Below are 26,917 nucleotides of genomic sequence, written 5' to 3'. Positions count from 1 at the left end.
GGGTCGATACTGCGGGGGTGGTGAAACTTGCCCGGTTGACGATGGTCGTCGTCCTGGCGTCGATGGCGGCGGCCTGTGACAGCACACCCGAGGCCGACCCGACCGAATCTTCGTCGGCTTCTGCGGTCGCTCCGACGGGCTCGCCCGGCGACTTCGCGGCACCACCATTGCGGCTGCCCAGCGGTGGTGCCGGCGACGCCTGCCCGGTCACCGAGCCGCGACCCTGGGACGATCCGGAGCAGGCGTCCCGGGTGCTCGGCCCCGGTCCGGTCTACCCGATCGCCGACTACTTCACCGGCGGCGTCCTGCCCCTGCGGGACAGCGATCGCCGACAGGATGGCAGCTACCAGGTGAAGGTCCGCTGGCTCTACGCCGGCTACACCGGCCCGGTGCTGGTCCGGGCGGGCCGTATCGATGCCCCGGGCACCGCCGCTGCGGAGTTCTCCTACCTCGGTGAACCACGCCACGGCGGCCACTACGCCGTACTGCCCGGGCCGGCGGCCTCCCTGCCCGGCACCACCACCGTCAGCGGCCCAGGCTGCTACGCCTACCAGGTGGACAGCCCCTCCTTCAGCTACCACATCACCTTCCGCGCCGCCCCCACCCCCTAGGTTCTGTCTCGCGGATCTTGTTGGTCGAGGACGGCGGGTAGCCCGTTCGACGTTCGACGAGTCGAGCCAGGCGTGGAAGTGGGGCCGGGCATGTCGTACCGGCCCGCCTGGTCGCGCCAGCGCCTGCGCCGTTGAGGCCGCGCCCGTCCCGGCTGCGTTGCTCGTCCACACCGCGGACCAACAACACTGGTCGGCCCCCTGGTCGACACCGCCGGGCGACCCGGTCCCCTTCACCCGGTCCCAGCCGCAGATCTTGGTTTGGGACGGCCCCCATAAAGGCCGTCCCAAACCAAGATCCGCGAGACAGACTCCCCCTCCCCCTCCCCCTCCCGCATCGATCTTGCACTTTTGGTCGGTGAAGTGTCCGTATAGGAGAGGTTTGTCCCGGCCAGAAGTGCAAGATCGCGGGGCGGGGTCGCCGTTAGGCGTTCGGGGGTGGGAGGGCGGGTGGGTGGGTGGGTGAGAAGGAGGGGTGGGGTGGTGGGGAGGTTGGGGCGGAGATCCGGGTCAGGTTGCTGAAATCGGGTCGGCACGCGGGCGTGGTTTCATGGGCGGATGGCAAATCCGGTGATTCTCTCCGTCGACGACGACCCGGCGGTGTCGCGGGCGGTCGCCCGGGATCTCCGGCGCCGCTACGGCGACCGCTATCGGGTGGTTCGGGCCAGTTCCGGGCCGGAGGCGCTGGAGGCGCTGCGCGAGATCAAGCTGCGGGGCGAGCAGGTCGCGCTGCTGCTGGCCGACTACCGGATGCCGGAAATGACCGGCATCGAGTTCCTGGAAGCCGCGATGGACCTCTTCCCCGTGGCCCGACGGGTGCTGCTGACCGCGTACGCGGACACCGGCGCGGCGATCGACGCGATCAACCTGGTGGACCTCGATCACTACCTGCTCAAGCCCTGGCACCCGCCAGAGGAGAAGCTCTACCCGGTGGTCGACTCGCTGTTGGAAACGTGGTCGACCAGCCCGGACGCCGGCACCACGGAGATCCGGGTGGTCGGGCACCGCTGGTCCGCCGAGTCGTTCGCGATCCGCGACTTCCTGGCCCGCAATCTGGTGCCGTACCGCTGGCTGCTGGTCGACGATCCGGAGGCCGGGCGGCTGCTCGCGGCGGCCGGGGTGAGTGCGGACGACGTACCGCTGGTGGTCACCGCCGACGGTAAGGCCCTGGTGGCGCCGACCGAGGCAGAGCTGGCCGGGCTGGTCGGCCTGACCGTTACCCCGGCGGCGGACTTCTACGACCTGGTGGTCGTCGGCGGTGGCCCGGCCGGGCTGGGGGCCGCCGTGTACGGGGCCTCGGAGGGGCTGCGGACCGTCCTGGTGGAGCGCCAGGCCACCGGCGGCCAGGCCGGGCAGAGCAGCCGGATCGAGAACTACCTCGGCTTTCCCGACGGCGTCTCCGGTGCTCAGTTGACCGACCGGGCCCGCCGGCAGGCGTTGAAGTTCGGCGCCGAGCTGCTCAGCACTCGTGAGGTCATCGGCCTGACCGAGGCCGGGTCGGCGCGGCTGCTGCGGTTCAGCGACGGCCAGACGCTCGCCGCGCACTCGGTGGTGCTGGCGACCGGGGTGGCGTACCGGATGCTCGACGCCCCCGGCCTCGCCGACTTCACCGGTCGTGGGGTCTTCTACGGCTCCGCCGCCAGCGAGGCGCCGAGCTGCATCGGCGAGGACGTCTACATCGTGGGCGGGGCGAACTCGGCGGGGCAGGCGGCGGTCTACTTCTCCCGCTACGCCCGGCGGGTGCATCTGCTGATCCGGGGTGCCGACCTCACCACGTCGATGTCCCGGTACCTGATCGACCAGCTCGACCGCGTCGAGCAGGTGACCGTGCACCCGTACACCGAGGTGGTCGGCGGTGCGGGCGGCGAGCACCTGCAACAGCTGACCCTGCGGGACAGCCGTACCGGCGCGCAGCGGGACGTGGACGCCTCCTGGCTGTTCGTCTTCATCGGGGCGGCCCCGCGTACCGGATGGCTGGACGGCACCCTGGTCCGCGACGAGCGCGGGTTCGTGATCACCGGACCGGATCTGGTCAGCGGGGGACGGCGGCCCCCCGGCTGGTCGTTGCCCCGCGACCCGTACCACCTGGAGTCGAGCGTGCCGGGGGTGTTCGCCGCCGGCGACGTACGCGCCGAGTCGGTGAAGCGGGTCGCCTCGGCGGTCGGTGAGGGCGCGATGGCCGTTTCCCTGGTGCACCGTTACCTGGAGACGCAGTGACCACCGGCGAGGGCGTGGCCCCTCCTCAGCGGTTGACCCCGGCGGAGATCCGGACGCTCTTCCTGTTCGAGTCCCTCGACGACGAGCAGGTGACCTGGCTGGCCGAGCAGGGGCGGGTCGAGCAGCGCTCGGAGGGTGAACTGGTGTACGCCGAAGGCGACTCCGCCGAGTGCTTCTTCGTACTGCTGGACGGCACGGTGCGGCTGTGTCGTACGGTGCACGGCGACCAGGTGGAGATCAGCCGTACCTCGCAACGCGGGGTGTACGGCGGGGCCACCCAGGCGTACCTGGGTGACGACCGGCAGTACCGCAACAGCATGTGGGCGCTCACCGACAGCGAGTTCTTCGTGCTGCCCGCCGAGCAGTTCGCGCACGCCGTGCGGTCCTGGTTCCCGATGGCGATGCACCTGCTGGAGGGCATGTTCATCGGCATGCGGGACACCCAGACCGTGGTCGGCGAGCGGGAGCGGCTGCTGGCCCTGGGCTCGCTGTCGGCCGGCCTGACCCACGAGCTGAACAACCCGGCGAGCGCGGCGGTGCGGGCCACCGCCGGCCTGCGGGAGCGGATCGCCGGGATGCGCCACAAGCTCGCCACGATCGCCGACGCCCGGCTCGACGGCCGGCAACTGCACTCCCTGGTGAGGTTGCAGGAGGAGGCGGTCGAGCGGGTGGGCAAGGCACCGACGCTGACCGCCATGGAGACCAGCGACGCCGAGGACGAGCTGACCGACTGGCTGGACGACCAGGGCGTGACCGACGGGTGGGACCTGGCTTCGATCCTGGTCAACGGTGGGCTGGACGTCGACTGGCTGGATCGGGTCCGGGCGACGGTGAGCCCGCAGGACCTTGAGCCGGTGGTGCGGTGGCTCACCTACGGGGTGGAGACCGAGCTGCTGCTGCGGGAGATCGACGACGCGGCCACCCGGATCTCCACCCTGGTCGGTGCGGCCAAGCAGTACTCCCAGCTCGACCGGGCGCCCTACCAGGTGGTGGACGTGCACGAGTTGCTCGGCGCCACGCTGGTGATGCTCAAAGGCAAGTTCCCCGCCGGGGTGCGGGTGGTCAAGGAGTTCGACCGCAGCCTGCCGTCGATTCCGGCGTACGCCGCCGAGCTGAACCAGGTGTGGAGCAACCTGATCGACAACGCCCTCGGTGCGATGGGCGGCGAGGGCACCCTGACCGTCCGCACCGGCCGCCTCGACGACCAACTGTTCGTCGAGATCGCCGACACCGGTCCGGGCATTCCGGAGACGATCCGCGCCCGCATCTTCGAGCCGTTCTTCACCACCAAGCCGGTGGGCGAGGGGACCGGCCTGGGCCTGGACATCTCCTACCGGATCGTGGTCAACAAGCACCACGGGGACATCCGGGTGACGAGCGTTCCCGGTGACACCGTGTTCCGCGTACTGCTGCCGATCAGCCCGGCCGCGTTGGCGGCCGGCTGACGGACGGCGTGGGTCAGCCGACCGGGCTGGCCTTGCGGCCCTCGGCCCGGCCCTCTTCCCGGGCGCTGTCGAGCAGTTGGGCGAGGCGGCGCCGACGGCGCTGGATGATCAGGCGGTAGGCGAGGACGAGCAGGCCGAGAACGACCACGAGCACCAGTTGCGGCCACGGGACGATCCAGGTCGTGACGGTGGCGGTGCCGGGCCGGATCACCGCGTCGGTCGCGTCGCCGCCGAGCACGGTCGGGGTGACCGAGACGGTGGTACGCAGCCGGCCCAGTCCCCAGACCCCGTCGATCTGGGCGTCGACCACCTGCTCGCCGCCCGGCAGCGTCTCCGCGACCTGGGTCGGGCCGTCCTGCTTGACCAGGCCGAACAGTTCGGCGACGGTCACCGAGCCGCTGCCGGTCAGTGCCACGTTGCCGTCGTTCGTCGCGGTGTAGCCGACCCGGATGGTGCCCGCCGAGAACGGGTTCCACGAGGGCGCGTAGCTGGCGGTGAGGTCGCTGATCGCCAGGCTGGCGGTGACCGTGCCGCTGGCCCGCATCATGACCCGGAAACCGACCCGGCTTTCCACGGCGACGGTGCCGCCGGTGCTGGTGACGGTCGCCGCGATGCCCGCCGGGTGGTCGCCCGGGGTGGCGTCCTCGGGCACCGTGATGGTGAACGGCACCACCTTCGTACCGCCGGCCTTGACGGTCACCTTCTCCTGCACGGAGATCCAGGTGCCACCGTCCACCGACTTCTCGTTCGACGGCAGCATGTTGAAGCGGCCCTTGTCGGTGAGGTAGCCGTCGGCGGCCTTGAGGGAGAAGACCACGTCGGAGTCGCTGAAGTTGCGTACCGCGAGGTGTTCGGTCACCACCTCACCCGGGTCGAGGGTGCGCTCGATCCACCGGCGGCCGTCCGGGCCGTTGCGGTCGGCCGGTTGGACCGCCCAGGTGACGGTCGGACTGGTCGGCTCCGCCATCGCACCGGCTGCCGAGATCGGCACGGTGGCCAGTACCACGGCCAGCACGGCGAGCAGCCGGGTCAGCACTCGCAGCGGGGTTCGGATCATGGCGGACTCCTTAGGGCGCCGGGCTTGGCGCCCGGATCGGTCGCCGGCGAGAGGGGCGGGCGGGGGAGCCACCGCAAGGTGGCTCCCCCGACACATCACTCGAACAGGGACAGGGTCAGCGTCGAGGTGTACTTGCCGGCGGCAACGTCCGCCGGGGTACGCAGGAACAGGTCGGCGTTGACGGAGTAGGCGTCACCGGCCACCGCGCCCGAGTCGAAGGTGGAGACCAGCAGTTCCTGGTCGACCAGACCCACGTTGTTGCCCGGCTGGGTCGGCTCGTCCAGCACGGTCACCACCTCTTCACCCTCGCTGACCAGACCGGTGTCGCCACCGTCGATCAGCTTCGGCTTCCAGCCCAGGTGCCCGGCGTCGATCGACGCCTGACCGGCGTCGCCGGTGAAGTCGGTGGCGCTACCCAGCACCGCCCAGGCGGCACCCGCCGGCACCTCGTCGGCGGTACGGGTGTCGGTGACCGTCACGGTCGGCAGGGTGCCGACGAACTGACGCACCAGCAGCGTCGAGCCGTCCTCGGCCAGCGCGACGGCGTTACCCGCGATGGACATCGCGAGCACGCCCGGCTCCTTGATCTCCTCGATGTCGACGGTCACCTGTACGTCGGTGCTGTCGACCGGCTCGGCCGCGGCCGGCCCGGCGAACGCCACCGACCCGGCGAAAAGGGCGCTGGCGGCAACGGCCGCGAACAGTCGCCGGCGGTTCCTTGTGTGCATTCGATGCTCCGTTGGTGCGTGTTGCTCGATTGGGGGTGGGGTGGCGGCGCCCGAGGGCGCCGCCACCCGTGGCGGAACTAGCCGCAGTTGATCGCGGCGAAGGCCGACTCGACCTGCGCCGTCACCGGCTGGCCGTTGACGGTACCGGTGATCTTCACCGTCGAGGTGCCGGCCGGCACGGACTTAGCCCGGCTGTTGAACGCCTGGTACGCCGTCTTGCCCGGGGCGACATCGGCAACGATGCGCGACCCGTACGGCGTGACCAGCTCGATGCTCAGTGCCACGTCGTCGGCGTTGCGGGCGGTGACCGCGACGTACGCGTTGGTGCCGACGCACTGGGTACGCGCCTGCACCTCGACGTCCCACGCCGGACCACCCTGACCGACGGTCGAGCGAGGCGTGGTGTCGGCGGTGACCGGCGAGTTGGCGGCGAGGTAGTTCACCAGCATGGTGAGGTCGTTGTCGCCGGTGGTCGCGCGGTTGGTACCGCCGCCGAGGGTGGTGAAGTTGTCCCCACCGGAGGCGAGGAACGAGTTCACCGTCACCCGGTAGGTGGCCGCCGGGTCGATCGGCGTGCCGTTCAGCTTCATCGAGGTGATCCGCGAGCCACGCTCGGCCTGCGGGTCGTAGGTGTAGCTGAAGCCCTTCGACACACCCAGCCACAGCACCGGACGGGACGCGCCCGTCGGCTGCCACTGCTGCTCCAACACAGACTTGATCTCCGCGCCCGTGTAGGACTTGGTGACCACGTCGTTGGCGAACGGCTGGACCGCGAAGGCGTCGGCGTAGGTCACCGTGCCGTCGGTGCGGTACAGCAGGTCGGCCCGCAGGCCGCCCGGGTTCATGAACGCGATCTGCGCCCCACCCCGGCCGGCGTCGGCGGTGCCGGCGAGCTGGACGTCGGCGATGAAGTTGCCCAGCGCCGACTCCTTGCCCCGGTCCTCGTTGCCGCCGGTGTAGGCCCGCCGGATGTCGGCGGTGATCTCACCCAGCTTGCGCTTGCCCAGCTCCTCGGCCCGCACCTTGGCGGCGGCCACGATGTCGGCGACCGCCGGGTCCTGCGGCGCACCGACCACGTCGACCAGCGAGGCGTCGGCGGTGGTGACCGAACCCGACTCCGGGTCGAAGGTCAGCGTGACCTTGCCCAGCCGCTTGCCGTAGTCCTCGGCCTGGACCACCGGGCGCAGCTTGTCGGTGCCCGGAACCGGGACCTCGAAGGCGTACGGCTGGTGGGTGTGGCCGCTGAAGATGGCGTCGATGGTGGCGTCCACCCGGGTGAACTTCCCGAAGACCGGGTCGTTCGCCAGTTCCTCGGCGGAGTCGATGTTCTCCGTCGCGGCGCCCTCGTGGGTGAGCAGCACCACCACGTCGGCCTCACCGTTGGCCGGGTCGCCGTCCTTGAGCTGGCCGGCGACGAGGTTCGCCTCGGCGACCGGGTCGCGGAAGGTGAGGCCGGCGATGCCGTCCGGGCTGACCAGCGAGCCGGTCTGCTCGGTGACCACACCGACGAAACCGACCTTGACCCCGCCGATGGTGCTGACCGAGTACGCCGGCAGCACCCGGTTGTCACCCCGGTAGACGTTGGCACCCAGCAGCGGGAAGTCCGCCCGGTCGGTGACCCGACCGGTCAGGTCGACGATGCCCTTGTCGAACTCGTGGTTGCCGACGGCCGAGGCGGTCAGGCCCATCTGGTTCAGCGCGTCGATGGTCGGGTTGTCGTCGTCGATCGCCGAGATGAAGGTCGACGCGCCGATGTTGTCACCGGCGGAGACGAACGCGGTGTTCGGGTTCTGCGCGCGGAGCTGGTTGACCAGACCGGCGAGCTGAGCTGCCCCGCCGACCGGCTGACCGCCCACGGTGGCCGGGGACTCCAGCCGGCCGTGGAAGTCGTTGATGCTCAGCAGTTGCAGGTCGACCGGGCTGGCCCCGGTGTTGAGCCCCACGACCAGCGGGTTGTGGTCGCTGGCCCGGTACGGGTCGGGCGCGAAGAAGGCGGCCAGCCCGTCGTACTGGAAGGCGTACGACTCGACCGCGTTGATCTGCCACACGTCGACGCCGGTGACCTGCGACGCCAGCGACGGCGAGGCCAGCGCGTGGTCGAGCGATCCGGACTCACCGTTGAAGACGTAGCTGGTCTTCCCGGTGTTGTTGACGTTGCGGTAGTCCTTGCCGTAGAGGACCTGCATCGGGTCCTCGTGGGTGTACGAGTTGAAGTCACCCAGCAGCAGCACGTTGTCGGTGTCGCTGTCGGCCTTCACCCGGTCCACGAAGGTGGTCAGCGCGGTCGCCTGCCGGACCCGGTCCCCGTTCCAGCCACCCTGACCGTCACCGGCGTCGGCGTTGTCGCCGGCTCCGGCACCGCTCTTCGACTTGAAGTGGTTGGTCACCACCACGAAGTCGAGCGGGCCAGCGGTGAAGGTCTGCGCGATCGGCTCGCGGGCGTTGAACCAGACGGTCTCGTCGTTCACCGAACGCGACGGGCCCTTCGGCTGCGCCTTCGCCGGCTTGAAGATGATCGCCCCGGTGATGACGTCCTGCTGGGCCGCTGCGGGCAGCTCGGCCGGGTTGCGGACGTAGTCCCAGGTGCCCGCGCCGTCGACGGTGTTCAGGGCCGCGACCAGACGCTTGAGCGCCTGGTGCGGGTCCTGCGCGTTGAACCGGACCGAGTTCTCGATCTCCTGAAGCGCGACCACGTCGGCGCCGAGCGCGCTGATCGCCGAGACGATCTTCGCCTCCTGCTTGACCAGCGCGGCCTCGTTGGCGGCGCCGCGGGCGTCGCCACCGAAGTGCACGAAGTAGTTCAGCACGTTGAAGCTGGCCACCCGCAGGTCGCCGCCGACGTTGACCGGAGCGGCGGTACGCGGGTTGCTGGCCTTGAAGGTGATCCGGTCGACCGGCCGGGTGTCCGCGTCGACCGGGCGGGTCGGCTGGAGACGCCACTCGTTGAAGCCGTACGACAGCACCGAAGGCACGAACGCCTCGACCGAGTCGCCGACCCGCAGCGGGCTCTCCTTGGAGACGTACGGCGGCAGCAGCCCGGCGGTGGCCAGGTTGGTGGTCTTGCCGTCGTCGACCAGGATGCGGCGCGCCTTGTTGTCGGCGGCGATCTGGCGGGCCTCGTCCGAGCCCGGGCGGGCCAGGTCGGTCGGGGTCAGCGCCGGCTTGTCACCGGCGGCGAGGGTCACCTCGCCGAAGCGGTTGGTGTTGTAGACCTCGGAGACGGTGTACTGGCCCACCGGAGCGACCAGCATCGACTCGACCGACTCACGGGCGTCGTCGGTCAGCGGCAGCTCCACCGGGACCGGAGCGGGCAGCGGGGCGCCCTGCTCGCACACCTGCACGTCGCCCTTGGCGGCGATGCTGAGCTGGGTCAGCCCGTTGAACTCGTTCGCGGTACCGCTGACCCGGACCCGGTCGCCGATCGCGACCACCGGGTGGTTGGCGGTGTTGGTGGTCAGGAAGACGAAGATGCCGTCCGAGGCGGTGCCGGCGGCGACCGGACGGTCTCCACCGCTGCCCGCCGTCTGCACGTACACGCCGTTGTAGCCACCGGTGCGGTGGTCGGCGGTGACGATGCCCTCGACGGTGACCCGGGTGCCGGCCACCGGAGTGGCGTTGCCGGTGCCCTGGACCTGGGCGATGGTGTGGTCGACCACGACGTCACAGCCGATGGTCGGGTCCGGGTCGGGGCCCGGGTCGACGGCGACGTTACGGACGCCGAAGGTGTTCGGTGCCGGCGCCTTCCAGACCCCGTCGATCTTCTGTAGCGAGTGCCCGATCGGGGTGCTGCTGGATTCCTTGACCCCGATGTCGGTGCCGGTCAGACCGTTGGCCGGCCCGCCGACCGCGGTGAAGGTGCCGCCGTAGGTGATGAACTCGGCCACCGTGCTGCTGGGCGAGACCAGCGCGACACCGTCGGGGTCGCCGTTCTGGATGCCGTTCACCGGGTATTCGGCGACGACCACACCGGCTGCCGGGACCGTGCCGGTCAGCGTCCGGGTGTGGTACGCCGCGCCGTTTCCACCGTTGTAGAGGACGATCTGCCAGCCGCTCAGGTCGAAGCCGACCGGCGCCTCGATCTCGATCGCCTCGCCGACGTCGGTGCCGACGTTGTCGTAGTGGATCTCACTGATGAACGGCGTGGCTGACGCGGGTTCGGCGAAAGCGGTGGTGCCACTGCCCAAGAGGAGCGCAGTGGCGGTGACCAGTACGCCCGGAATTGTGAGTAGCCGCCTACTTTTTCTTAGCTGCATCTGCTGGGCCTCCGCAGGGCCTCCGAGGGTGATAGACCGCTGGAGGATAAGGGGCACGGGTGTCCGTGCGGGAGCCACCAGATGTACTAATTCGCGAAATGGCGGTGGTCCTCGTCACGGCACTGGCCTGCGCGATCAGGCCGGATTCGCGGCATCTGGGCACCGGGTACGGCTCGAAAACGCCGACCGTTTGACGTGGCCGGCTCAACCGCCCCGGGCAATTGGTCCGATCAGCTGACGTTCGGTGCCGGTCATGCTCAGCATGACCCACTGCACCTTCCCCTTGGTGATCAGGCCGACCATTTCCGGGTGGAGCTGGGTGAACCAGCTCTGCACGCTGACCAGCCCGAGCGCGTTCGCCGCCGTGGCCGCCTCTGGTGCGGTGAGCCGCTGGAGCACCACGATGTCGCTGCGCACCAACACCTCGACGTCCCAGCCGGCCAGGTCGTCACGGACCACCAGAGTGGCCCGCCACGGCGCGCTCAGGTTGGTGTCCGGCCCGGTCACCGGGCCGGTGTCGATCACGACGAGCTGTGGTTCGGTCGGCGTCGCCGGCAGCGGTGGTGGCACCCCCGGCGGCAGGAACGAGGCGATCTCCCGGCCGATGACGCAGCGCCGCAGGAAGGCGTCCCACTCCTGCTCCCGGGCGGTCTGAATGAACAGCCGGGCACCGAGCGCCAGGGCCCGGAAGGCGAGCAGCTCGGCCGCGCGGACCCCACCGGTCAGCATCAGCCGGGTCGGTTCGGCCCGGAACACCCGCAGACCGACCGGCTCCTGCTGGCGATTACGGCCCACCACCAGCCCGCCACCACCGGCGACCAGACGCAGGCTGGCGACGGTGGGCCCGTCGGTGACGTGCAGCCCGATCCGGCTGCCGGGAAAGGCGACGTGGTTCACCGCAGGAAGCCTCCGAGCGGCAGGGTGGCGGCCACGCCCCGGGCGTGCTCGCCGTCGAGTCGTTGCAGGCGGCCTCCGTGACCGCGGATCGCCTCATGTAGCGCGGCGTCGGCGGCGCTCAGCGCGGCGGTGTCCGTACCGATCAGCCGCACGGCCACCTCCACCACGGCTTCGTCGTCACCGGGGCGGCCGGACTGCCGGGCCACCGCGATCGACACCACCCCGGCCGCGGCGGGCAGCCCGCGTAGCAGCGGGTCCACGTCCCAGGCCCGGTCCGGCCAGTCGAGCAGGCGGTGGCAACTCTGCGGCGTGCCCTGCGCCGACCAGCTACGCCAGCCCTCCCGGGCCAGCGGCCGGTCGCCGCCCGTCGAGTCGCCGGTGAGGTGGGTCAGGTTGGCGACGGCGGCGAGTACCTCGTCGCGGTTGAGCAGGCGGGCGGTCACCCGATCCTGGCGGAGCTGGCGGCGGGTCCGCCGGATCGCCGCGGTCAGCGCCGGGCGCAGGTCGCGGTCGGCGTGGAAGTCGGGGGTACGTGGTGCCTGGAGCACCACCCACGCCTGCCGGCTGGCGGGCACGTTCCCCTCGGTCAGTTCGCGGTACGCCCGGTCCACCGCCGCCGCCCGGACCCGGGGTGCCGGGGTGACCTGGATCAGCACCTGCACCGTCACCGGCGGAGCCTTGGGGTCGGCGGCCGGAAGCAGCGTCATCGGCGGTGGCAGCGCCTGCGGCGCGCCCATGAGCAGCGCACCCTCGGTCGGGTCGACCTCCAGTACGGCACTCAGCCCGCCCCGGTGCGTCAGCAGCACGGCCGGCTGGTCGTCGATCTCGACCTGGTCCAGCTGCACGCTGGCCTCCAGATGGGTCAGCAACTGCCAGGCGGTATCCGGTCCGGTCGCGGCGAGCTGCCGGCGCCGGCCCCGATAGCTCCACCAGAGCGCCAACCACTGGTAGACCCACCGGCCGCGGTACCGCAGCACGGTCGGGGAGAGCAGCAGCAGTACGGCGCCGGCCACCGCCACGGTCAGCGGGATGCCGCGCCCGATGGTGGCCAGCACCGCCGCCGCGCCGGCCTGCCAGGCCACCAGCTGGGCGACGTGGACACCGGCGACGCGCAGTTGCCGCTGGTATGGCCGGACCACCGGGGCAGCCGCCGCCGTGGGCTGCGGGGCAGCGACGGCCTCGGCAGTCGGCGTGGCTGCCGCCGCCCCCGCGGCCAGCGCTGCCGGCGCCGGTGCGGCGGTCTGCGTCGTGGCGACGGCCTGGCTGCTGTACGCGGTGCCAGCAGCCGCCCGTCCCTGCCCTCGTTGGGCCGCCCAGCTGTGTCCCGCCCCGGTCCCACCCACCGTCGGTGCCGGCGTGCCGGCCTGCTGCGGCGTGCCGGCCTGCTGCGGCGTGCCGGCCTGCTGCGGCGTGCCGGCCTGCGGCGGCGTGCCGGCCTGCGGCGGCGCCGTGCGCTGTGCTGGCGGTGCCGTGGCTCCCGGGTGATGCTGCCAACCCGGCTCGCCCGGCCGTGCCGCACCCGGATGCGTCACCGCGCGCCCCTCCCTGACCGGCCCGGCATGATCAGCGCCCGATCGCGGCACGCACGTCGGCGACGGTCACGGTACGAAGTTCGTCGAGGCTGGGCCGCTGGCCGGACTGGCGCAGCCGTTGCGCCTGCGCCTTGCGGACGCCCTCGAACAGCTTGCGGGCCTCCCGGGCGTTGCCGAAGTTCTGGTCCCGCTCGATCGTGCCGAAATGCTCCCGAAGCACCTCGGTGACGCCCTCGGCGAGCAGGTACTCGTCGCCGCCGGCCAGCCGCGACACGATGACGACGAGCTGCTCGGGAGAGTAGTTGCCGAACTCGATGGTCTTGGCGAACCGGGAGGCGAGACCGGGGTTGGCGTCGAGGAAATCGAGCATCTCCCGGGTGTAGCCGGCGGCGATCACGGCGATCTCGTCGCGGTGGTCCTCCATGAGCTTGACCAGCGTGTCGATGGCCTCCTGCCCGAAGTCGGCGCTACCGCCGGAGGACCGGGACAGGGTGTACGCCTCGTCCACGAACAGCACACCGCCGCGCGCCTGCTCGAACGCGGCGGCGGTCTTCTCGGCGGTGTGGCCGATGTACTGGCCGACCAGGTCCCGCCGGGAAACCTCGCGGAACGCCCCGCCGGGCAGTGCACCCAACGCGGCAAGCAGGTCACCGTAGATGCGGGCCACGGTGGTCTTACCGGTGCCCGGCGCACCGGCGAAGATGAGGTGGTGGCTGACCGCGCCGACCGGCAGCCCGGCACTGCGGCGCCACTCGTTGACCTGGATCTCGTCGATGAGGGCCCGGACCTCTTCCTTCACCGACTCCAGGCCGACCATCGCCGCCAGGTCGGCCAGCAGTCGCTCCACCCGGGCGGGGTCCTGCTGGGTGGTGGCGCGGGCGGCGTCCGCGCCGTAGGACGCCTTCGCGCTGGCCGTACCGGCCACAATGGTCGGTGCGGCCCCCTCGGCGACCTCGATCGCCGGCTGGGCGTTGTTCTCGGTGGTGCACTCCTCGACCGTGCCGTGGCAGCCACGCGCGAAGCTGATCGCCGGGCCGCGCGTGTCCCGGATCCGGCAGCGTCGCAGCACGGGAGCGCTCTGGTGCACGACTGCCACCCCGGCGTGACCGGTCTGGGAGATGTCGCACGCCTCGATCGTGGGCCGGCCGTACTGGTAGACGTAGATGCCACGGTTGCCGCAGCGGGCGACGGTGCTGGTGCGGATCGCCGGGGCGGCGCCGATGCGCACGATGATGCCGTCCTCGCTGAGGTCGGTGAACTCACACCCCTCGACGGTGCCGTCGGAGTCCTCGACCACCAGGCCGTACCGACCGCCGGTGACCCGGCAGCGGGTCAGGGTGAACTCGGACCGGCCGGCCACCTGGATCGCCGCACCGAATCCGGCGCTCAGTTCACAACCGCTCATGGTGAGCGTCGCCCGGTCGCCCACCACGACCGGAGCGTCGCCCGCCCGGAGTACGAGGTCGCGCAGCTCCAGCCGACCCGAGTTGCAGGACACCGTCGGGTACGTCCCGGCGGAGGCGTCGATGGTGACCGTTCCCGCACCCTGCGCGGCGACGACGGTGACCGCCCGGTCGTTGACGAACAGCGCCTCGTAGTAGGTGCCGGGGCCCACCGAGACGACGGTGTCGTCGCTGGCCACCGCCAGGGCCTCCCCAATGGAGGGGTAGGCGCCGGGCTGGTCCGGGGAGACGAGAAGGGTGCGCGTCATGACTCCGGGCTTCGTACGGCGATGAGGGCTGGGCCGACGATATCCCAGCCGGCCGACCCGATGTGAGCCCGTTGCGGCCCCATCAGGCAACCGCCACCAGGGTGATGGCCTGCCGGCCTGAGATCGGCACCGTTTCGCCGAGGTGGCGGTATCCGCTCCGCACGGTTACCCCGACTCCGCCGCAACGGCGTCGATGCCCGACCGCCGCGCCAGGACGTCGGCCCACTCGGTGGCTAGGCTCATTGGTTGGTACGGGAGCCTGTCGACGACCGGGAGTACGGATGACGCAGCTGCGGATGCTGCCGCTGGCGGCGGGTGCGCTGCTGGTCGACGGCACTGTCCACACCCACACCTCGGTACGCGGCGAGGTGGCACCGGAGCTGCATCCGGTGGTCCGGCGGTTCCTGCACGGGTTGCCGGTCGGCCAACGGGAGCGGTTCGTCGGCTGGTGCGCCGAGCCGGTGCTCATCTCTGACCGCCTGTACGCCGCCGAGGCCGACGGTCCGCCGCTCGAATCCGCTCGGGCCCGCTCGCTGTTGTGGGGCGCGAAGGTCCGGGTCACCCGGGTTCGGGAGGAGGGCGACCCGCGCCACGGCGAGGTCCAGCCGCCCTGCCGATCGTGTGCCGCCCTGCTGGACTGGTTCGGCATGGAGGCGTTGGCATGAGCGAGCGTTTTCCACCGTTGGTGGCCGAGATCCTCGCCGCCGCCGGCTGGTCGGCCGAGCGGCGCGACGAGGGACGGGCGCGCGAGTGGGCGCTGCGGATCGCCGCCGACGCCACCCCCGACGGCCGCCAGCACGTCCTGACGGCTGCCGCAGTCGAGGCGTACGCCGAGTTCGGTGGCTTGCGGCTGCGCCCGCAGGGGGAGGGTGAGCAGATCGCCCCGAGCGAGGTGCACCTCGACCCGTTCCGGGTCCGGCACTCGGTGGCCACGCTGGCGGAGTTGGCCGCGCTCACCGGAGCACCGCTCAGCCCGCTCGGTGAGGAGGGTGGCGGCACCGGCATCCTGGCCATCGACGAGCAGGGCCGGGTGTTCGTACTGGACCACACCGGCGACTGGTTCCTCGGGGCGAGCGTCGACGAGGCGCTCGGCACGCTGTTGCTCGGCCAGCAGCCGCGGCGGGTGCGCGGGGACGGCACCTGGTGACCGGCTGGCAGCCGACCACCGCCACCGAACGCGCGTTGCTGACCGCCGCCGAGAACGAGGACGGTACGGCCTTCCTCGCCGCGCTCACCAGCGGCCCGCTGCTGTTGCCGGTGCCGGCGACGGCGCCCGCCGGTGAGCCGGCCGCCTGGCCGACGGGCCAGCACGAGGGGGTGACCCACGTGATGGCCTACACCTCCCCGGCGGCGATCGCCGCCGGCCTGCCCGGCCAGCCGGTCACCTATCGGGTGTCGGTGCTGACCGACCTCGCCGCCGACTGGCCCGACGACCGCTGGGTGCTGGCCGTCGACGCCGGCCTGCCCATCGGCGTACGCCTCACCGCCGACGAACTCGCCAGCCTCGCCGCTGCGGCCATCGAGGCGGAACTGCCGCTGCGCGAGGCGATCCACCAGCAGGACCCGGACGCCCTGATGTCCGCACTGTTGCGGGCCGAACTGGTGCTGCCCCTGCGGCCGGACGGCCCGGCGACCCGCGACCTCGGCGATCCGGAGTTTCCCTGGTGGTGCCTGCCGGACGAGCAGGGTCGGCCGAGCGTGCCGGTGTTCACCTCGGAGGCCCGACTGCGGCAGGCACTTGGTGATCATGACTCGGTGGTGGTCAGCAGTCTCCAGCTCACCGAGCACTGGCCCGACGCCGCCTGGCAGCTCCTGCTCAACCCGGAGACGCCGCTGGCCGCGGCCCTGCCCGGCGAGGCGGTGTCGACGCTGCGCGACTGGCTCGGCGAACTACGCGACGTGCTCGGTGACGCGGCCGAGCGGGAGCGCAGCCGGCGCGTCAGCGCCGGATACGCCGACCCGGCGACGGTGGGCGTACCGGTGCCACGGACAGCGCCGGAGCCGGCGGCCGACGAGGCACCCGACCCCGACCTGCCGTTGCGGCTGCAACTGGTCATCCCACACCGGTACCTGGCGTCCTATCTCGACGACGGGTACGACCGGGCGGCCGGTCTGGTGCACGCCTGGCACGGTCCGGGGCGGGACACCCCGATCCGGCTCTACCGACGGCTGGGCCTGCTCGGTGCCGGCTCACCGTTCGAGGAGTCGGACGAGTGGGTGGCCGTGCTGCGCTGGCCCCCCGGCGAGCACACGCCGCAGGAGTGGGGCCGGGGCCAGCCACGGATGGAGTCGCTGATCGTGTCGGACGGAACCGAGCTGCGCTGCCTGCACCAGGACGGCCGGGACGAGTTCCTGGCCCGCTTCGACGCGACCGCCCGCCGCTGGTCGCCCGACTGACCGGCGTCGGTGCGGCAGCGTCCCGGGCTTCCGTGGCAGCGGCCCGTCAGCGGCTGCTCTTGCCCCGGCGGCGGGTCGGGTCAGCCTGCCGGCTGGCGAACCAGGCGCGTGCTGGCGGGCTCTTGATCAGTGCGAGTGCCACGCCGGCCAGCCCACCCACGACCAGCGGCGTGACCATCGTCGGGTGGTAACTCAGCTTGCCCTGCACCAGCAGGACGACGATGACGACCACGAAGAGTCCGAAGGTGAAGCCCGCCGGCACGGTCAGGCCCTCCGCACTGTCGCCGCTCCAGGCCATCAGGATCCCGAGCGACGCGAGCAGCACCACCAGCAGGGCGATCGCGAGGACGCCGGCCCCGATGCCCACCACCAGGATCCGGCCGAGCCCATCGCCCTCGGCACCGAGCATCGCCCGGAAGAAGGCGATCCCGGCGATCAGCCAGGTCACGATCGACGGCACCGTCAGCAGGGCGGCCAGGGTGACGGCGATCGGCCGCCGGACCGGCGGGCTCGGCGCGACGGCCGGTGGCGCGGGCGGGCCGGGGATCGGTGTCGGTCCGGTGGGCCCGACCGGGCCGGCGGTCTGCGGTGGGCCGGGCGGTGGGGGCGGAAACCCGCTGGCTGGGGTGGTCGACATGATGCCCTCCTCGGGTCGGATCGTCAGCCGGGAGGCCGGCGCCAGACGTCGTCGGTCGTGGCCTGAGCTGGCCCGTCCGACGGCTCTGCCGGGCCGCCCTGGGGCGGTATGTGGGGCGCGGCGTCGTCTTCCGTGGTCGCGGACGGGTCCTCGCCGGCAAGCTCGGCCTGGCGTCGACGGGCCCGGCCGCGCAGCAGCATGACGGTGCCCACGATCCCGCCGACGATCAGGATCAACACGGCGATGATCACGGACCACACGAAGATCAGGATGCCGTCCTCGCGTTCCCGGGGGTTGGCTTCCCACGCCCTGGCGCCGTCGGGTGCCGGCCCGGCGCTCGCGGTGCGGCTGCCCCGGCCGTCCGGTTCGCCGGTCAGTGCCTCCCGCAGGTCGAGCACGCCCCAGCCGTAGTAGAAGTCACGACCCGGCTCGCCCGCGTCGCGGGAGGTCTCCAGCACCCGCTGGAACATCTGGTACGAGGTCAGGTCCGGGTACTTCGCCTTGATCAGCGCCATCGCGCCGGAGACGATGGCACTGCTCGTGCTGCTGCCGGTCGCGGTGCGGTACTGGCCGCCGGGGACGGCCACCACGATGTCCTCGCCGGGCGCGGCGATGTCGGGCCGCTGGTCCAGGGTGCCCGCAACGGAGGCCTTCTTGCTGAGGACGCCCTTGCGGTCGACACCGTTGACCGCGATGCAGCCGGCATGGGCGGCCGGGTTGCCGACGAGGATGTCGGTGTCGTTGCCAGCGGCTGCGACGACGACCACGTTGCGCCGGTAGGCGCGGTCGACAGCCCGGTTCAGCTCGTGACTGAAGCTGCTGGAGAGCGAGACGTTGACGATGTCCGCGCCGTTGTCGACCGCCCAGTTGATGCCGGCGGCCACCGCCGTCGGCGAGATGCCCGCGTGTCGCTCGTTCTTGATGGTCACTGGCAGGATCTTGGCTTTCGGCGCGACCCCGAGCACACCGTTGCGGTTGCCCGGCCCGTGCCCGTGTCCGGCGATCAGTGAGGCCACGCCGGTCCCGTGTATCTGACGGTCGACGCGTCCCTTGGTGTCGTCGTCGTAGAGGTCGACGCCGGGCAGCACATTGTTTCTGAGGTCCGGATGGGTGGCGTCCACGCCGCTGTCGATCACCGCCACCACGACGCCCTCACCCTGCGTGATCTTGTGCATCTCGGCGAGTTCCAGCGTCTTGACGTGCCACGACTTGTCTCTCGTGGAATCCGCCATCGCCGGTGCCGCCGGCAGGACCAGGGCCGCCAGGACGCTCACGGTGCTGAGCCCCATGGCCGCCGTCGATCGGGTGAGGAACTGCATTCGGCGTTTTACCTTCCTCTGTGCTTCGTGGCGATTCGGCCGGAGATGGGCGGCCATCGCATGGTACGAGCCGGTCACCCCCAAGGCGGGTAACCGGCCCAGGTGACGTCAGCTCTGGCCGAGCGCCCGGCCCTGTTCGCGGGGCCGGTGCTCCGCCGGTGCCTCGACGACACCCACCGCCGAGGAGTCGGTGACCCACAACTCGTCGTCGCCGTCGCCGTACTCCCAGGTCTCCTGCTCCACGTCCCGCTGGGTGCCCTTGCGTGGCCCCGGCGTGGCCGGTCCGCCGCGCCGGCCGCCGAGCGACGGCGCCGGTCCGGTGGTCGGTGCCGGTCGCCCAGCACCTGCGGTACGACCGCTCAACCCGGGCCTGCCCCCGCTGCTCGGGGTGGCTGGCTGACCGGTCGGCGGGGCGGCTGCCTTCGGTGGCGTGCCGGGGGTGGCGCCACGTTTGCCGCCGAGGCTCGGCGGTGGCGTGGCGGGACGCCCGGGGGCGGCGCCGCGCTGGCCGGGGCCAGCCGTGGCGCCCGGCAGACGTGGACTCGACGGCTTGCTGGTCGGGGCCGTGGGGCGAGCCGGACCGGCAGCGGCTCGGCCGGGAGCGCCGGTGTTGCCGGGCAACGTCGGACGATTCGGCGCGGTACCGCGCTTGCCGCCGCCCGGTGCTCCGGAGCCGCTGCCCGGACCGCCGGCACCCGGCAGCGTCGGACGGTTCGGTGCCGGGCCGCGGCTGCTCGGCGGAGGGCCACCCGTGCCCGGCAGGTTGGTCCGGGGAGCGTTCGGGCGGGACCCCGAGTTCGGTGGCGCGGCCGGGGGACCGCCCGGACGAACTCCGGGTGCCACCGGCGGTAGGGCCGGGCCGGGCGGCGGTGGGGTGCTCGGCGCAGAGGTGACCGGCGGCGGGGTGGGCGCCGGCGCCGGTGGTGCGACGGGCGCGGCACCGCCGGCCAGGTCGACCCCGTCGGGCAGCTTCGGCGGTGGCGCGGTGGGCTGGTGTGGCTGGTCCCCCAGGTCGGGCCGGGTCGGCAGGTCCGGACGGGTGGGCATGTCCGGGCGGTTCGGGCGGGCACCGTTCACCCCGGGTGCGCCCGGTCGGTTGCCCGGTCCGCCCGGTGCGACGGGCCTGGGTACGCGACTTGTCGGATCGCGGTAGACCGCGTCCATCGGGCCCTTGAACTTGCCGCCCCGGGAGATGTTGGAGATGTACACGTCGATGTACATGTCGGCCAGCGGCTTGGCGATGTCCTTTGCGCGCTGGTGGAAGTCCCGCTGGACCTCCTCGTACGACTTGTGCTTGTCGCCGAAGATGTCGCTGAACGTGACCTTGGCCTTGTCCTTGTCGTAGATCGCCTGCTGCCGATCCTGCTCGGCCTTGTACTCCAGCCACAGGTCGGTCATGGCGCGCTGGCTGGCCGAGATCTTTCCGGCCAACTGCTCCAGCCCGGTGGCGTTGTTACTCGCCACGGTCTTCCACTCGTCCAGCGAGTGCAGGGTCGCACCCACTTTCGACATGAACACCTGGGCCGCCGGTGAACTCCATTTGGCCGAGAGCGAGTCGGCGTGGGCCTTGAGGTTGTCCCGAGTGGCCTCCAGCAGGCTCGCCGCCCGGCGCCACATCGCGGCGAGCGCAGTGGTGCGTTCGTCGCTCTCCTTGCGGACGTAATCCCACATCTCGTCGATGGTGGTGTCGTCCCAGGAAGTGGGGTCGTACGGTGTCGCCTGGCCGGCCCGGTCGGCCGCGTAGTCATCCGACACGCCCGCGTACATCGGGTAGCTGATGGGCCTGTAGCCGTAGTAGTCGTCGGTCATCCCCGCTCCTCAGGTCCCCCGCCCCTGTCGGCTGTCACCGCTGGCTCGACCGGTCCACTCGGAATTCGTCACCGAACATGTGGTGACGCTCATCCTCGATCTCGTACGCGCTCGTCCCCTCGCCCACGACCTCCCCCTGAGCCCACGCCGGGGCCTGCTCGCGGGTGTCCTCGGTCGGGCAGGAGTCCATGCCGTAGTAGGGGTCGGTGACCGCCGGGTTGCTTGTCTCCGCCGGAATGGCGTCCGCCGGACCACCCTCCTCCTGCCACCGCTCGCTGAGCGTCTGTTCGCCGTTCGCCGCGCGGAAGGCGTTGTAGACGTCGTCGTTGGTGGCCTGGGCCAGCGCGTCACCCATGAGGTATTCGGCGGAGATGGAGGTGGCCGCCACGCTGAGCGAGGTAAGACCCTTGATCACATCGCCCATCAGCTGCCCCACGGCAATCCGGCTCTCGTCGTGCCGGCCCCGGAAGAACGCGCCCTCCTTCAGCCCACCGCCGCCGAACGGGGCCTGCACGGTGAGCATCGGACGCAGACCGTTGTCGAAGCTGGGCAGGAAATTCGTGTCCAGCTCCTTCTGGATGGCCTTCGCGAAGTCCTGCAACTGGCTGACATCGACGTCGATGTTCTCGTTGACGAGCCACTCGTCGCCCATGATCCCTCCCCCGTTTGACTCACACGGTGTTGGCGCGACCGTCCCGCGCTCCGGCAGGCCGGAGCGTCACCGCCGCGCACCGCAGGTCCACTCTGGCCGACGGTAGCCGGATCAGGCAACCCCGTACGCAGCTCAGGAGCGGGGTGGAAGGTTCACCAACTGCACCAGCCGGGTGGCCCCGCGCCGGGACACCAACCAGCCCCGCCCCGGCGGCAGCGGCCCGGGTCGGACGGTACCGAGCAGCACCCCCTCGTCCCGGTTGCCGGACATCACGATGCCGGGCGTGCTGATCTCCCGCAGTCGCATGAGCACCGGCTCGTAGAGCGCCCGGCTCGCGCCGCCGGTGCGGCGGGCGATGACCAGGTGCAGACCGATGTCCCGGGCCTGGGGCAGGAACTCCAGCAGTGGGGTCAGCGGGTTGCTGCCCGCACCGGCGACCAGGTCGTAGTCGTCGACCAGCACGTACAGGTCGGGGCCCTTCCACCAGTCCCGGGCCCGCAGCCGCTCCGCGTTGATGTCCGGCGGGGGCAGCCGGTCCCGCATCACCGCCGCGACCTCGGTCACGATGGTCTCGGTGACCTGCGCCGTGGAGCCGTACCCGATCAGGTGCGGCGTGTCGATGTCGCCCAGCAGGCTACGCCGGTAGTCGACGATGACCAGCCGCGCCTCGGTCAGCTCGTGGCGGTCGACGATGGTCTGCGCCAGCGCCCGCAGGAAGGTGCTCTTACCCGACTCGCCGTCGCCGAAGAGGATGAAGTGCGGGTCGGCGGCGAAGTCCAGGTGCACCGGCTGAAGATCGACCTCGGCGATGCCGATCGGCACGCCGGGCCGCCCGGTGCTCGGCAGGCTGCCGTACGGGACGCTCGGCGGAAGCAGCCGGATCGGTGGTGCGCCCGGCCCCTGCCAGGCGGCGGCCAGGTCGGTGACCAGCTTGCGCGCCCCCTCGGGCAGGGTCTCCGTCTCCTGCGCGCCGTCGGTGCGTGGCAGTGCCGCCAGGAACTGCTGCCCGTCCGGGGTGATGCCCCGCCCCGGCGACTTCTCCGGCACGTTCATCGCCGCCCGGCGATCCAGGTTGGAGTCGCTGGCGTCGGCCAGCCACAACTCCAGCCGGGTACCGAAGACGTCCCGCACCGCCGGGCGCAGATCCATCCAGCGTCCGGCGGTGACGATCAGGTGGATGCCGAAGGAGAGCCCCCGGTTGGCGATGTCGTTGATGGTCGGTTCCAGGTCCTCGAACTCCGAGCGCAACGTCGCCCAGCCGTCGATGACGAGGAAGACGTCACCGAACGGGTCGTCGCCGTGCTGACCGTGCCGGCGGGCCCGCCGGTACTCGGCCATCGAGTCGACGCCGCGTTCGGCGAAGCGCCGCTCCCGCTCGCCCATCAGCAGTTGCAGTTCGGCGACCGTACGCCGAACCAGGCCGGCGTCCAGCCGGGTCGCCACCGAACCGACGTGTGGCAGGTCCCGCAGCGACGACAACGCGCTGCTGCCCAGGTCGAGGCAGTACACCTGGGCTTCCCGGGGAGTGTGGGTGAGCGCCAGCGCGGTGACCACGGTCCGCAGCAGGGTGCTCTTGCCGCTCTGCGGCCCACCGACGATCACCGCGTGGCCGGCCGCCCCGGCCAGGTCGAACCAGAGCACGTCCCGGCGCTGTTCGAAGGGCTTGTCGACGATGCCGACCGCCACCTGCAACTCGCCGAGCAGGCCGGCGTGCGCCACGGTCACCCCGCGCGCCGGGTCGGCGGTCAACGGCGGGAGCAACTGGTCCAGCGTCGGTGGCTCGGCCAGCGGCGGGAGCCACACCTGGTGCGCCGGCTTGCCCCGGCCGGTGAGCCGCCCGACCAGGATGTCCAGCACGCTCTCGCCGACCCCGTCGGCCGGCTCCGGCGCCTGCTCCTCCTTGGGCGTACGGGTCACCGGCGGCGCGACGTAGCTGGTGGTGTACTCGCGTACCCGGTTCTCGCCGTCACCGGCCGCCACCGCCGCGGCGGTCTTGCTGCGGTAGGCGCCGGAGACGTACGCCGCCTTGAACCGCACCAGCGGCTCTGTGCCGAAGCGCAGGTAACCGTGCCCCGGCGAACGGGGCAACTCGTACGCGTCGGTGGCGCCGAGCACCACCCGCGACTCCATCGCCGAGAAGGTCCGCAGACCGATCCGGTACGACAGGTGGGTGTCCAGCCCGCGCAGCCGGCCCTCCTCCAGCCGCTGCGAGGCCAGCAGCAGGTGTACGCCCAACGACCGGCCCACCCGGCCGATCTGCACGAACATGTCGATGAAGTCGGGCTTCGCGGTGAGCAGCTCGGAGAACTCGTCGCAGATGATCAACAGGCTCGGCAGCGACGACAGCGGAGCACCCGCCGCGCGGGCCTTCTCGTAGTCGCGCTGGGAGGCGTAGTTGCCCGCCGAGCGCAGCAGTTCCTGCCGGCGTACCAGCTCGCCGTTGATGGCGTCGGTCATCCGGTCCACCAGCGGCAGCTCGTCGGCCAGGTTGGTGATGACCGCGCTGGTGTGCGGCAAGCCGTCCAGCCGGGTAAAGGTGGCGCCGCCCTTGAAGTCGACCAGGACGAAGTTGAGGCTCTCCGACGAGTGGGTGGCGGCCAGCGCCAGCACCAGGGTGCGCAGCAGTTCGGACTTGCCGGAGCCGGTGGCGCCGATGAGCAGCCCGTGTGGGCCCATGCCGTCCTGCGCCGACTCCTTGAGGTCCAGCTCCACCGGCCCGCCGTCGGTGCCCACCCCGATCGGCACCCGCAGCTTGTCCCGGTTGGGTCGCGGCTGCCAGGCCCGATCGACGTCGAACTCGTACGGGTCGCCGATGTCGAGCAGATCGGTCAGGCCCAGTTCGGTGGTGAGCGGGGTATCGCCCCCGCCACGGGAGGCGGCCGAGAGCCGCAGCGGGGCCAGCTGCATGGCCAGTGCCTCGATCTCCGGCACCTGGCAGTCGTCGGCACGGCCGATCTCCGCCGGACCGTCCACGGTGAGGCTGTGCAACTGACCGTCCGTGGTCACGTCGAGCACCAGCCGCGCCCGGTCGAGCATCCGGGGCGCCGGGGTGGACAGGTCGAGCAGGGTGACGCCCTCCACGCCGCCGTCGGTCATCAGGTGGTCCGAACCGGCGGTGTCGCCGCCGTCGATGACCACCAGCACGTGCGGCCCGCCGACGTGCGACGCACCGCCGCTGGCGTTGAACCGGGGCCGGCTGGCCAGCACGTCGTCGAGCATCGCCTCCAGGCCGGTCACCGAGGACGACACCAACCGCAGTTGGCCGAGCGCGTCGGTGCGCGACGGGTGCAGCGCGTGCGGCAGCCACTTCGTCCACTCCCAGGCGGCCCGCCGGTCCGCCGAGACGCAGACCGCGACGAGCATGTCGTCGGGAGCGTGGAAGGCGGTCGCCTGGGCGAGCACCGCCCGCACCATGCCCCGGGCCCGGTCGGTGTCGCCGCGCAGATGCACCCGGGCGAAACCGTTCAGGGCCATGGTCACCGGCAGGTCCGGCACCTCGCCGTAGGTGGTGAGGAACCGGCGGAGCGCCAGCGCGCACATCGGTTCGAGCTTCTCCAGCGACGTCGCCGGCGGTGGTACCAGCGGAGTGGCCAGTTCCTGCGGCCCCAGACCGATGCGGACGGTGGCGAAGTCCACGTCGCCGCGCCGACGCTCCCACAGTCGCGGCCCGAGCGGCAGGGACCAGAGCGCGTCCGGATCCGGGTGTCGGTAGAAGGCCGCCTCCCGCTGCCCGCGAACCGTCTTGAGGACCCGGCGGCGCTGCCGGGACAGGTGCGTCATGTACTCCCGACGCTTCTGCAGCATCTCCTGCTTGCTCGGGCCACCGGCGTTGTTCGTCAACTGGGCGCCGAGCATGCCGATGGCGGAGAGCCCGAACAGGCCACCGGTGACATAGCCGAGGGTCGACCCGCCGCGACCGGCGAACATCAGCGCCATCGCGAAGGAACCGGCCAGCATCGGCAGCAGCATCATCATCTGCCCCCACGCCTTGCCGCTCGGCGCGGGCACCTCGGGTGGCGCCTCCAGGAGCACCTCGCCGGAGGGGTACTCCGGTTCCGGCTGCCGGGCGGGTCGCTTGACGACCACCGTGCTCACGTGACAGACCTCCGTTGCCTCTCGTGGGTGTGGCAACCACACCCGGCACCCCCGTACGCTCGGCCGCCGCCGCGAACCGGCACCCGCGTCACCGGCACATGGTAGGTAGCCTTCTCCCGTCAGGACAGCCGCGGGCCGCGACGGCCCGCTCCTCGTACCGAGGGGTCGTCAGTGGTCACCCAGGCCGGAACCGGACTCGCGCGTATCGCCGTCGTCGCCCCCAACCGGCGGCTGGATCTCGCACTGCCCGAGCATCTGCCGCTCGTCGGGCTGCTGCCCGCGGTGCTGCGTCAAGCCGACGAGGAACCGTCGGACGGCACCGCCCACGGTGGCTGGATGCTGCGTCGCAGCGACGGCAGCGCCGTCGACCTGACCCGTACGCTGGCGGCGCAGAACGTCCGCGACGGCGAGACGCTGCACCTGGTGCCGCGCCGCACCGAGTGGCCGGAGTTGGCGTACGACGACCTGATGGAGGCCGTGGCCGACGGTGCCCGGCGGCGCGGCGTGGCCTGGACCCCGTTCGCCACCCGACTGACCGGCCTGATCGTGGCCGGGGTGCTGCTGCTGCTCGGCCTGGTCGTGATCGTGACCTCCGCGGAACCCGGCTGGCTCGGTGGCGCGGTCGCACTCGGCGCCGCCGCACTGCTGCTGCTCTGCGGCATCGTGCTGTCCCGGGCGATGGCCGACTCCCTGGCCGGCGCGGTGGTCGCCGCCGCCGGTCTGCCGTACGCCTTCGTCGGTGGGGTGCTGGTGATCGGCACCGGTGAGTCGGTGTGGGCGCTGGGCGCACCGCACATCCTGCTCGGATCCGCCGTGCTGCTGCTCTCCGGCCTGCTCGGCCTGCTCGGCGTGGGCGACGCGACCCGGGTCTTCGTGGCGGCGGTCTTCGTCGGCTTCTGGGGCATGGTGGGTGGGCTGCTCGCGCTCGGCTCGATGGATGCCGCGCAGGGCACCGCCATCGTGGTCAGCGCGGTGACCCTGCTGCTGCCGGCCATGCCACTGCTGTCCGTACGGCTGGGCAAGATGCCGATGCCGGCGCTGCCGCGTACCGCCGAGGACCTGCTGCGCGACGAACCGCAGCCGAAGCGGGAAGTGATCTACCAGGCCACCGCCCGGGCCGACGAAGTGCTCACCGGCATGATCTTCGGCGCGTTCCTCGTCACCATCGGCTGCCTGGTGGTGCTCACCGCGACCGGCACGCTCTCCGCGCTGCTGCTCGCCGGGGTGATCTCGCTGGGTTACCTGCTGCGGGCCCGGCTGGTGACGACCGTGCGGCACCGCGTCCCGATGCTGGCCGTCGGCCTGGCGGGTCTGGGTCTGCTGCCGCTGGTCGGCGCCGCCGACGCGTCGACCGCCGCGCGGGTGCTGGCCGTACTGCCGGTGGCGCTGGTCGCGGCCGGGTTCTCGGCCGCCGCCGGGCTCGCCTACAGCCGGCGTGCCCCGTCGCCCCGCCTGGCCCGGCTCGGCGACATCTTCGACATCCTGCTCCAACTCGCCGTGGTGCCGCTGGCCTGCAGCGTGCTGGGCCTCTACGCGTTCATGCGAGCGATCAACGGCTGA

At 71.8% G+C, this 26,917-nt stretch carries 18 protein-coding genes; 7 read left to right on the top strand and 11 right to left on the bottom strand.

Annotation, left to right across the window (positions count from 1 at the left end):
* Nucleotides 1-17 precede the first annotated feature (17 nt).
* The 3 genes from E0H26_RS26875 to E0H26_RS26865 all read left to right on the top strand — a co-directional run bounded on the left by E0H26_RS26875 (nt 18) and on the right by E0H26_RS26865 (nt 4,270).
* A complete protein-coding gene (locus tag E0H26_RS26875) occupies nt 18-611 on the top strand; it encodes a hypothetical protein (protein ID WP_131308709.1) in 594 nt (197 codons plus the stop codon).
* Between the two features lie 555 nt (nt 612-1,166).
* Nucleotides 1,167-2,825 carry an NAD(P)/FAD-dependent oxidoreductase gene (locus E0H26_RS26870; RefSeq protein WP_131308706.1) on the top strand — a complete coding sequence of 553 codons (1,659 nt, stop codon included), beginning with the start codon at nt 1,167-1,169 and terminating at the stop codon, nt 2,823-2,825.
* Nucleotides 2,822-4,270 (top strand): ATP-binding protein, encoded by a 1,449-nt coding sequence (locus tag E0H26_RS26865; protein WP_240742404.1) that lies wholly within the window; start codon nt 2,822-2,824, stop codon nt 4,268-4,270. Before E0H26_RS26870 ends, E0H26_RS26865 begins: the two co-directional genes overlap by 4 nt.
* A gap of 13 nt (nt 4,271-4,283) precedes the next feature.
* On the opposite strand, the gene E0H26_RS26860 is transcribed toward E0H26_RS26865, so the two are convergent.
* From E0H26_RS26860 to E0H26_RS26835, 6 genes are all read right to left on the bottom strand, one after another.
* Nucleotides 4,284-5,327, bottom strand: coding sequence for a WxL protein peptidoglycan domain-containing protein (locus tag E0H26_RS26860; protein ID WP_131308703.1), 1,044 nt, complete (start codon nt 5,325-5,327; stop codon nt 4,284-4,286).
* Between the two features lie 95 nt (nt 5,328-5,422).
* On the bottom strand, nt 5,423-6,055 hold the full coding sequence (locus tag E0H26_RS26855; protein ID WP_131308701.1) for a hypothetical protein: 633 nt from the start codon (nt 6,053-6,055) through the stop codon (nt 5,423-5,425).
* A gap of 77 nt (nt 6,056-6,132) precedes the next feature.
* Nucleotides 6,133-10,308: an ExeM/NucH family extracellular endonuclease gene (locus tag E0H26_RS26850; protein ID WP_240742403.1), complete on the bottom strand. Its 4,176-nt coding sequence runs from the start codon at nt 10,306-10,308 to the stop codon at nt 6,133-6,135.
* A 204-nt stretch (nt 10,309-10,512) separates the two neighbouring features.
* Nucleotides 10,513-11,205 (bottom strand): hypothetical protein, encoded by a 693-nt coding sequence (locus tag E0H26_RS26845; protein ID WP_131308698.1) that lies wholly within the window; start codon nt 11,203-11,205, stop codon nt 10,513-10,515.
* On the bottom strand, nt 11,202-12,737 hold the full coding sequence (gene eccE / locus E0H26_RS26840; RefSeq protein ID WP_131308695.1) for a type VII secretion protein EccE: 1,536 nt from the start codon (nt 12,735-12,737) through the stop codon (nt 11,202-11,204). The genes E0H26_RS26845 and eccE overlap by 4 nt, the downstream gene beginning before the upstream one ends.
* Before the next feature lie 31 nt (nt 12,738-12,768).
* The gene (locus tag E0H26_RS26835) at nt 12,769-14,448 is read right to left on the bottom strand and encodes a right-handed parallel beta-helix repeat-containing protein (protein WP_131308692.1); all 1,680 of its coding nucleotides are present in this window, start codon (nt 14,446-14,448) and stop codon (nt 12,769-12,771) included.
* A gap of 281 nt (nt 14,449-14,729) precedes the next feature.
* On the opposite strand from E0H26_RS26835, the gene E0H26_RS26830 reads away from it, so the two are divergent.
* The 3 genes from E0H26_RS26830 to E0H26_RS26820 are packed head-to-tail and all read left to right on the top strand — an operon-like array spanning nt 14,730 to nt 16,845.
* The gene (locus E0H26_RS26830; RefSeq protein ID WP_131308689.1) at nt 14,730-15,113 is read left to right on the top strand and encodes a YwqJ-related putative deaminase; all 384 of its coding nucleotides are present in this window, start codon (nt 14,730-14,732) and stop codon (nt 15,111-15,113) included.
* Entirely contained in the window at nt 15,110-15,595 is a 486-nt protein-coding gene (locus E0H26_RS26825) for an SUKH-3 domain-containing protein (protein ID WP_131308686.1), read from the top strand. The genes E0H26_RS26830 and E0H26_RS26825 overlap by 4 nt, the downstream gene beginning before the upstream one ends.
* Nucleotides 15,589-16,845: an SseB family protein gene (locus E0H26_RS26820; protein WP_131308683.1), complete on the top strand. Its 1,257-nt coding sequence runs from the start codon at nt 15,589-15,591 to the stop codon at nt 16,843-16,845. Before E0H26_RS26825 ends, E0H26_RS26820 begins: the two co-directional genes overlap by 7 nt.
* A 46-nt stretch (nt 16,846-16,891) precedes the next feature.
* Here E0H26_RS26820 and E0H26_RS26815 read toward each other — a convergent pair whose 3' ends face one another.
* The 5 genes from E0H26_RS26815 to eccCa all read right to left on the bottom strand — a co-directional run bounded on the left by E0H26_RS26815 (nt 16,892) and on the right by eccCa (nt 25,357).
* Nucleotides 16,892-17,482, bottom strand: a complete 591-nt coding sequence (locus E0H26_RS26815; RefSeq protein WP_131308680.1) for a hypothetical protein — start codon at nt 17,480-17,482, stop codon at nt 16,892-16,894.
* Nucleotides 17,483-17,505: 23 nt separating this feature from the next.
* Complete coding sequence (locus E0H26_RS26810) at nt 17,506-18,801, bottom strand: S8 family serine peptidase (protein WP_131308677.1); 1,296 nt, start codon at nt 18,799-18,801, stop codon at nt 17,506-17,508.
* A 108-nt stretch (nt 18,802-18,909) separates the two neighbouring features.
* On the bottom strand, nt 18,910-20,610 hold the full coding sequence (locus E0H26_RS26805) for a WXG100 family type VII secretion target (protein WP_131308674.1): 1,701 nt from the start codon (nt 20,608-20,610) through the stop codon (nt 18,910-18,912).
* Between the two features lie 34 nt (nt 20,611-20,644).
* Complete coding sequence (locus E0H26_RS26800) at nt 20,645-21,262, bottom strand: hypothetical protein (protein WP_131308671.1); 618 nt, start codon at nt 21,260-21,262, stop codon at nt 20,645-20,647.
* Nucleotides 21,263-21,394: 132 nt separating this feature from the next.
* Nucleotides 21,395-25,357, bottom strand: coding sequence for a type VII secretion protein EccCa (gene eccCa, locus E0H26_RS26795; RefSeq protein WP_131308668.1), 3,963 nt, complete (start codon nt 25,355-25,357; stop codon nt 21,395-21,397).
* A gap of 171 nt (nt 25,358-25,528) precedes the next feature.
* On the opposite strand from eccCa, the gene eccD reads away from it, so the two are divergent.
* A complete protein-coding gene (gene eccD / locus E0H26_RS26790; RefSeq protein WP_131308665.1) occupies nt 25,529-26,917 on the top strand; it encodes a type VII secretion integral membrane protein EccD in 1,389 nt (462 codons plus the stop codon).

The organism is Micromonospora zingiberis (assembly GCF_004331455.1).
Classification (GTDB): domain Bacteria; phylum Actinomycetota; class Actinomycetes; order Mycobacteriales; family Micromonosporaceae; genus Micromonospora; species Micromonospora zingiberis.
The sequence above is the reverse complement of the archived record's forward strand: the minus strand, read 5'-3'. Positions and strand labels throughout refer to the sequence as shown.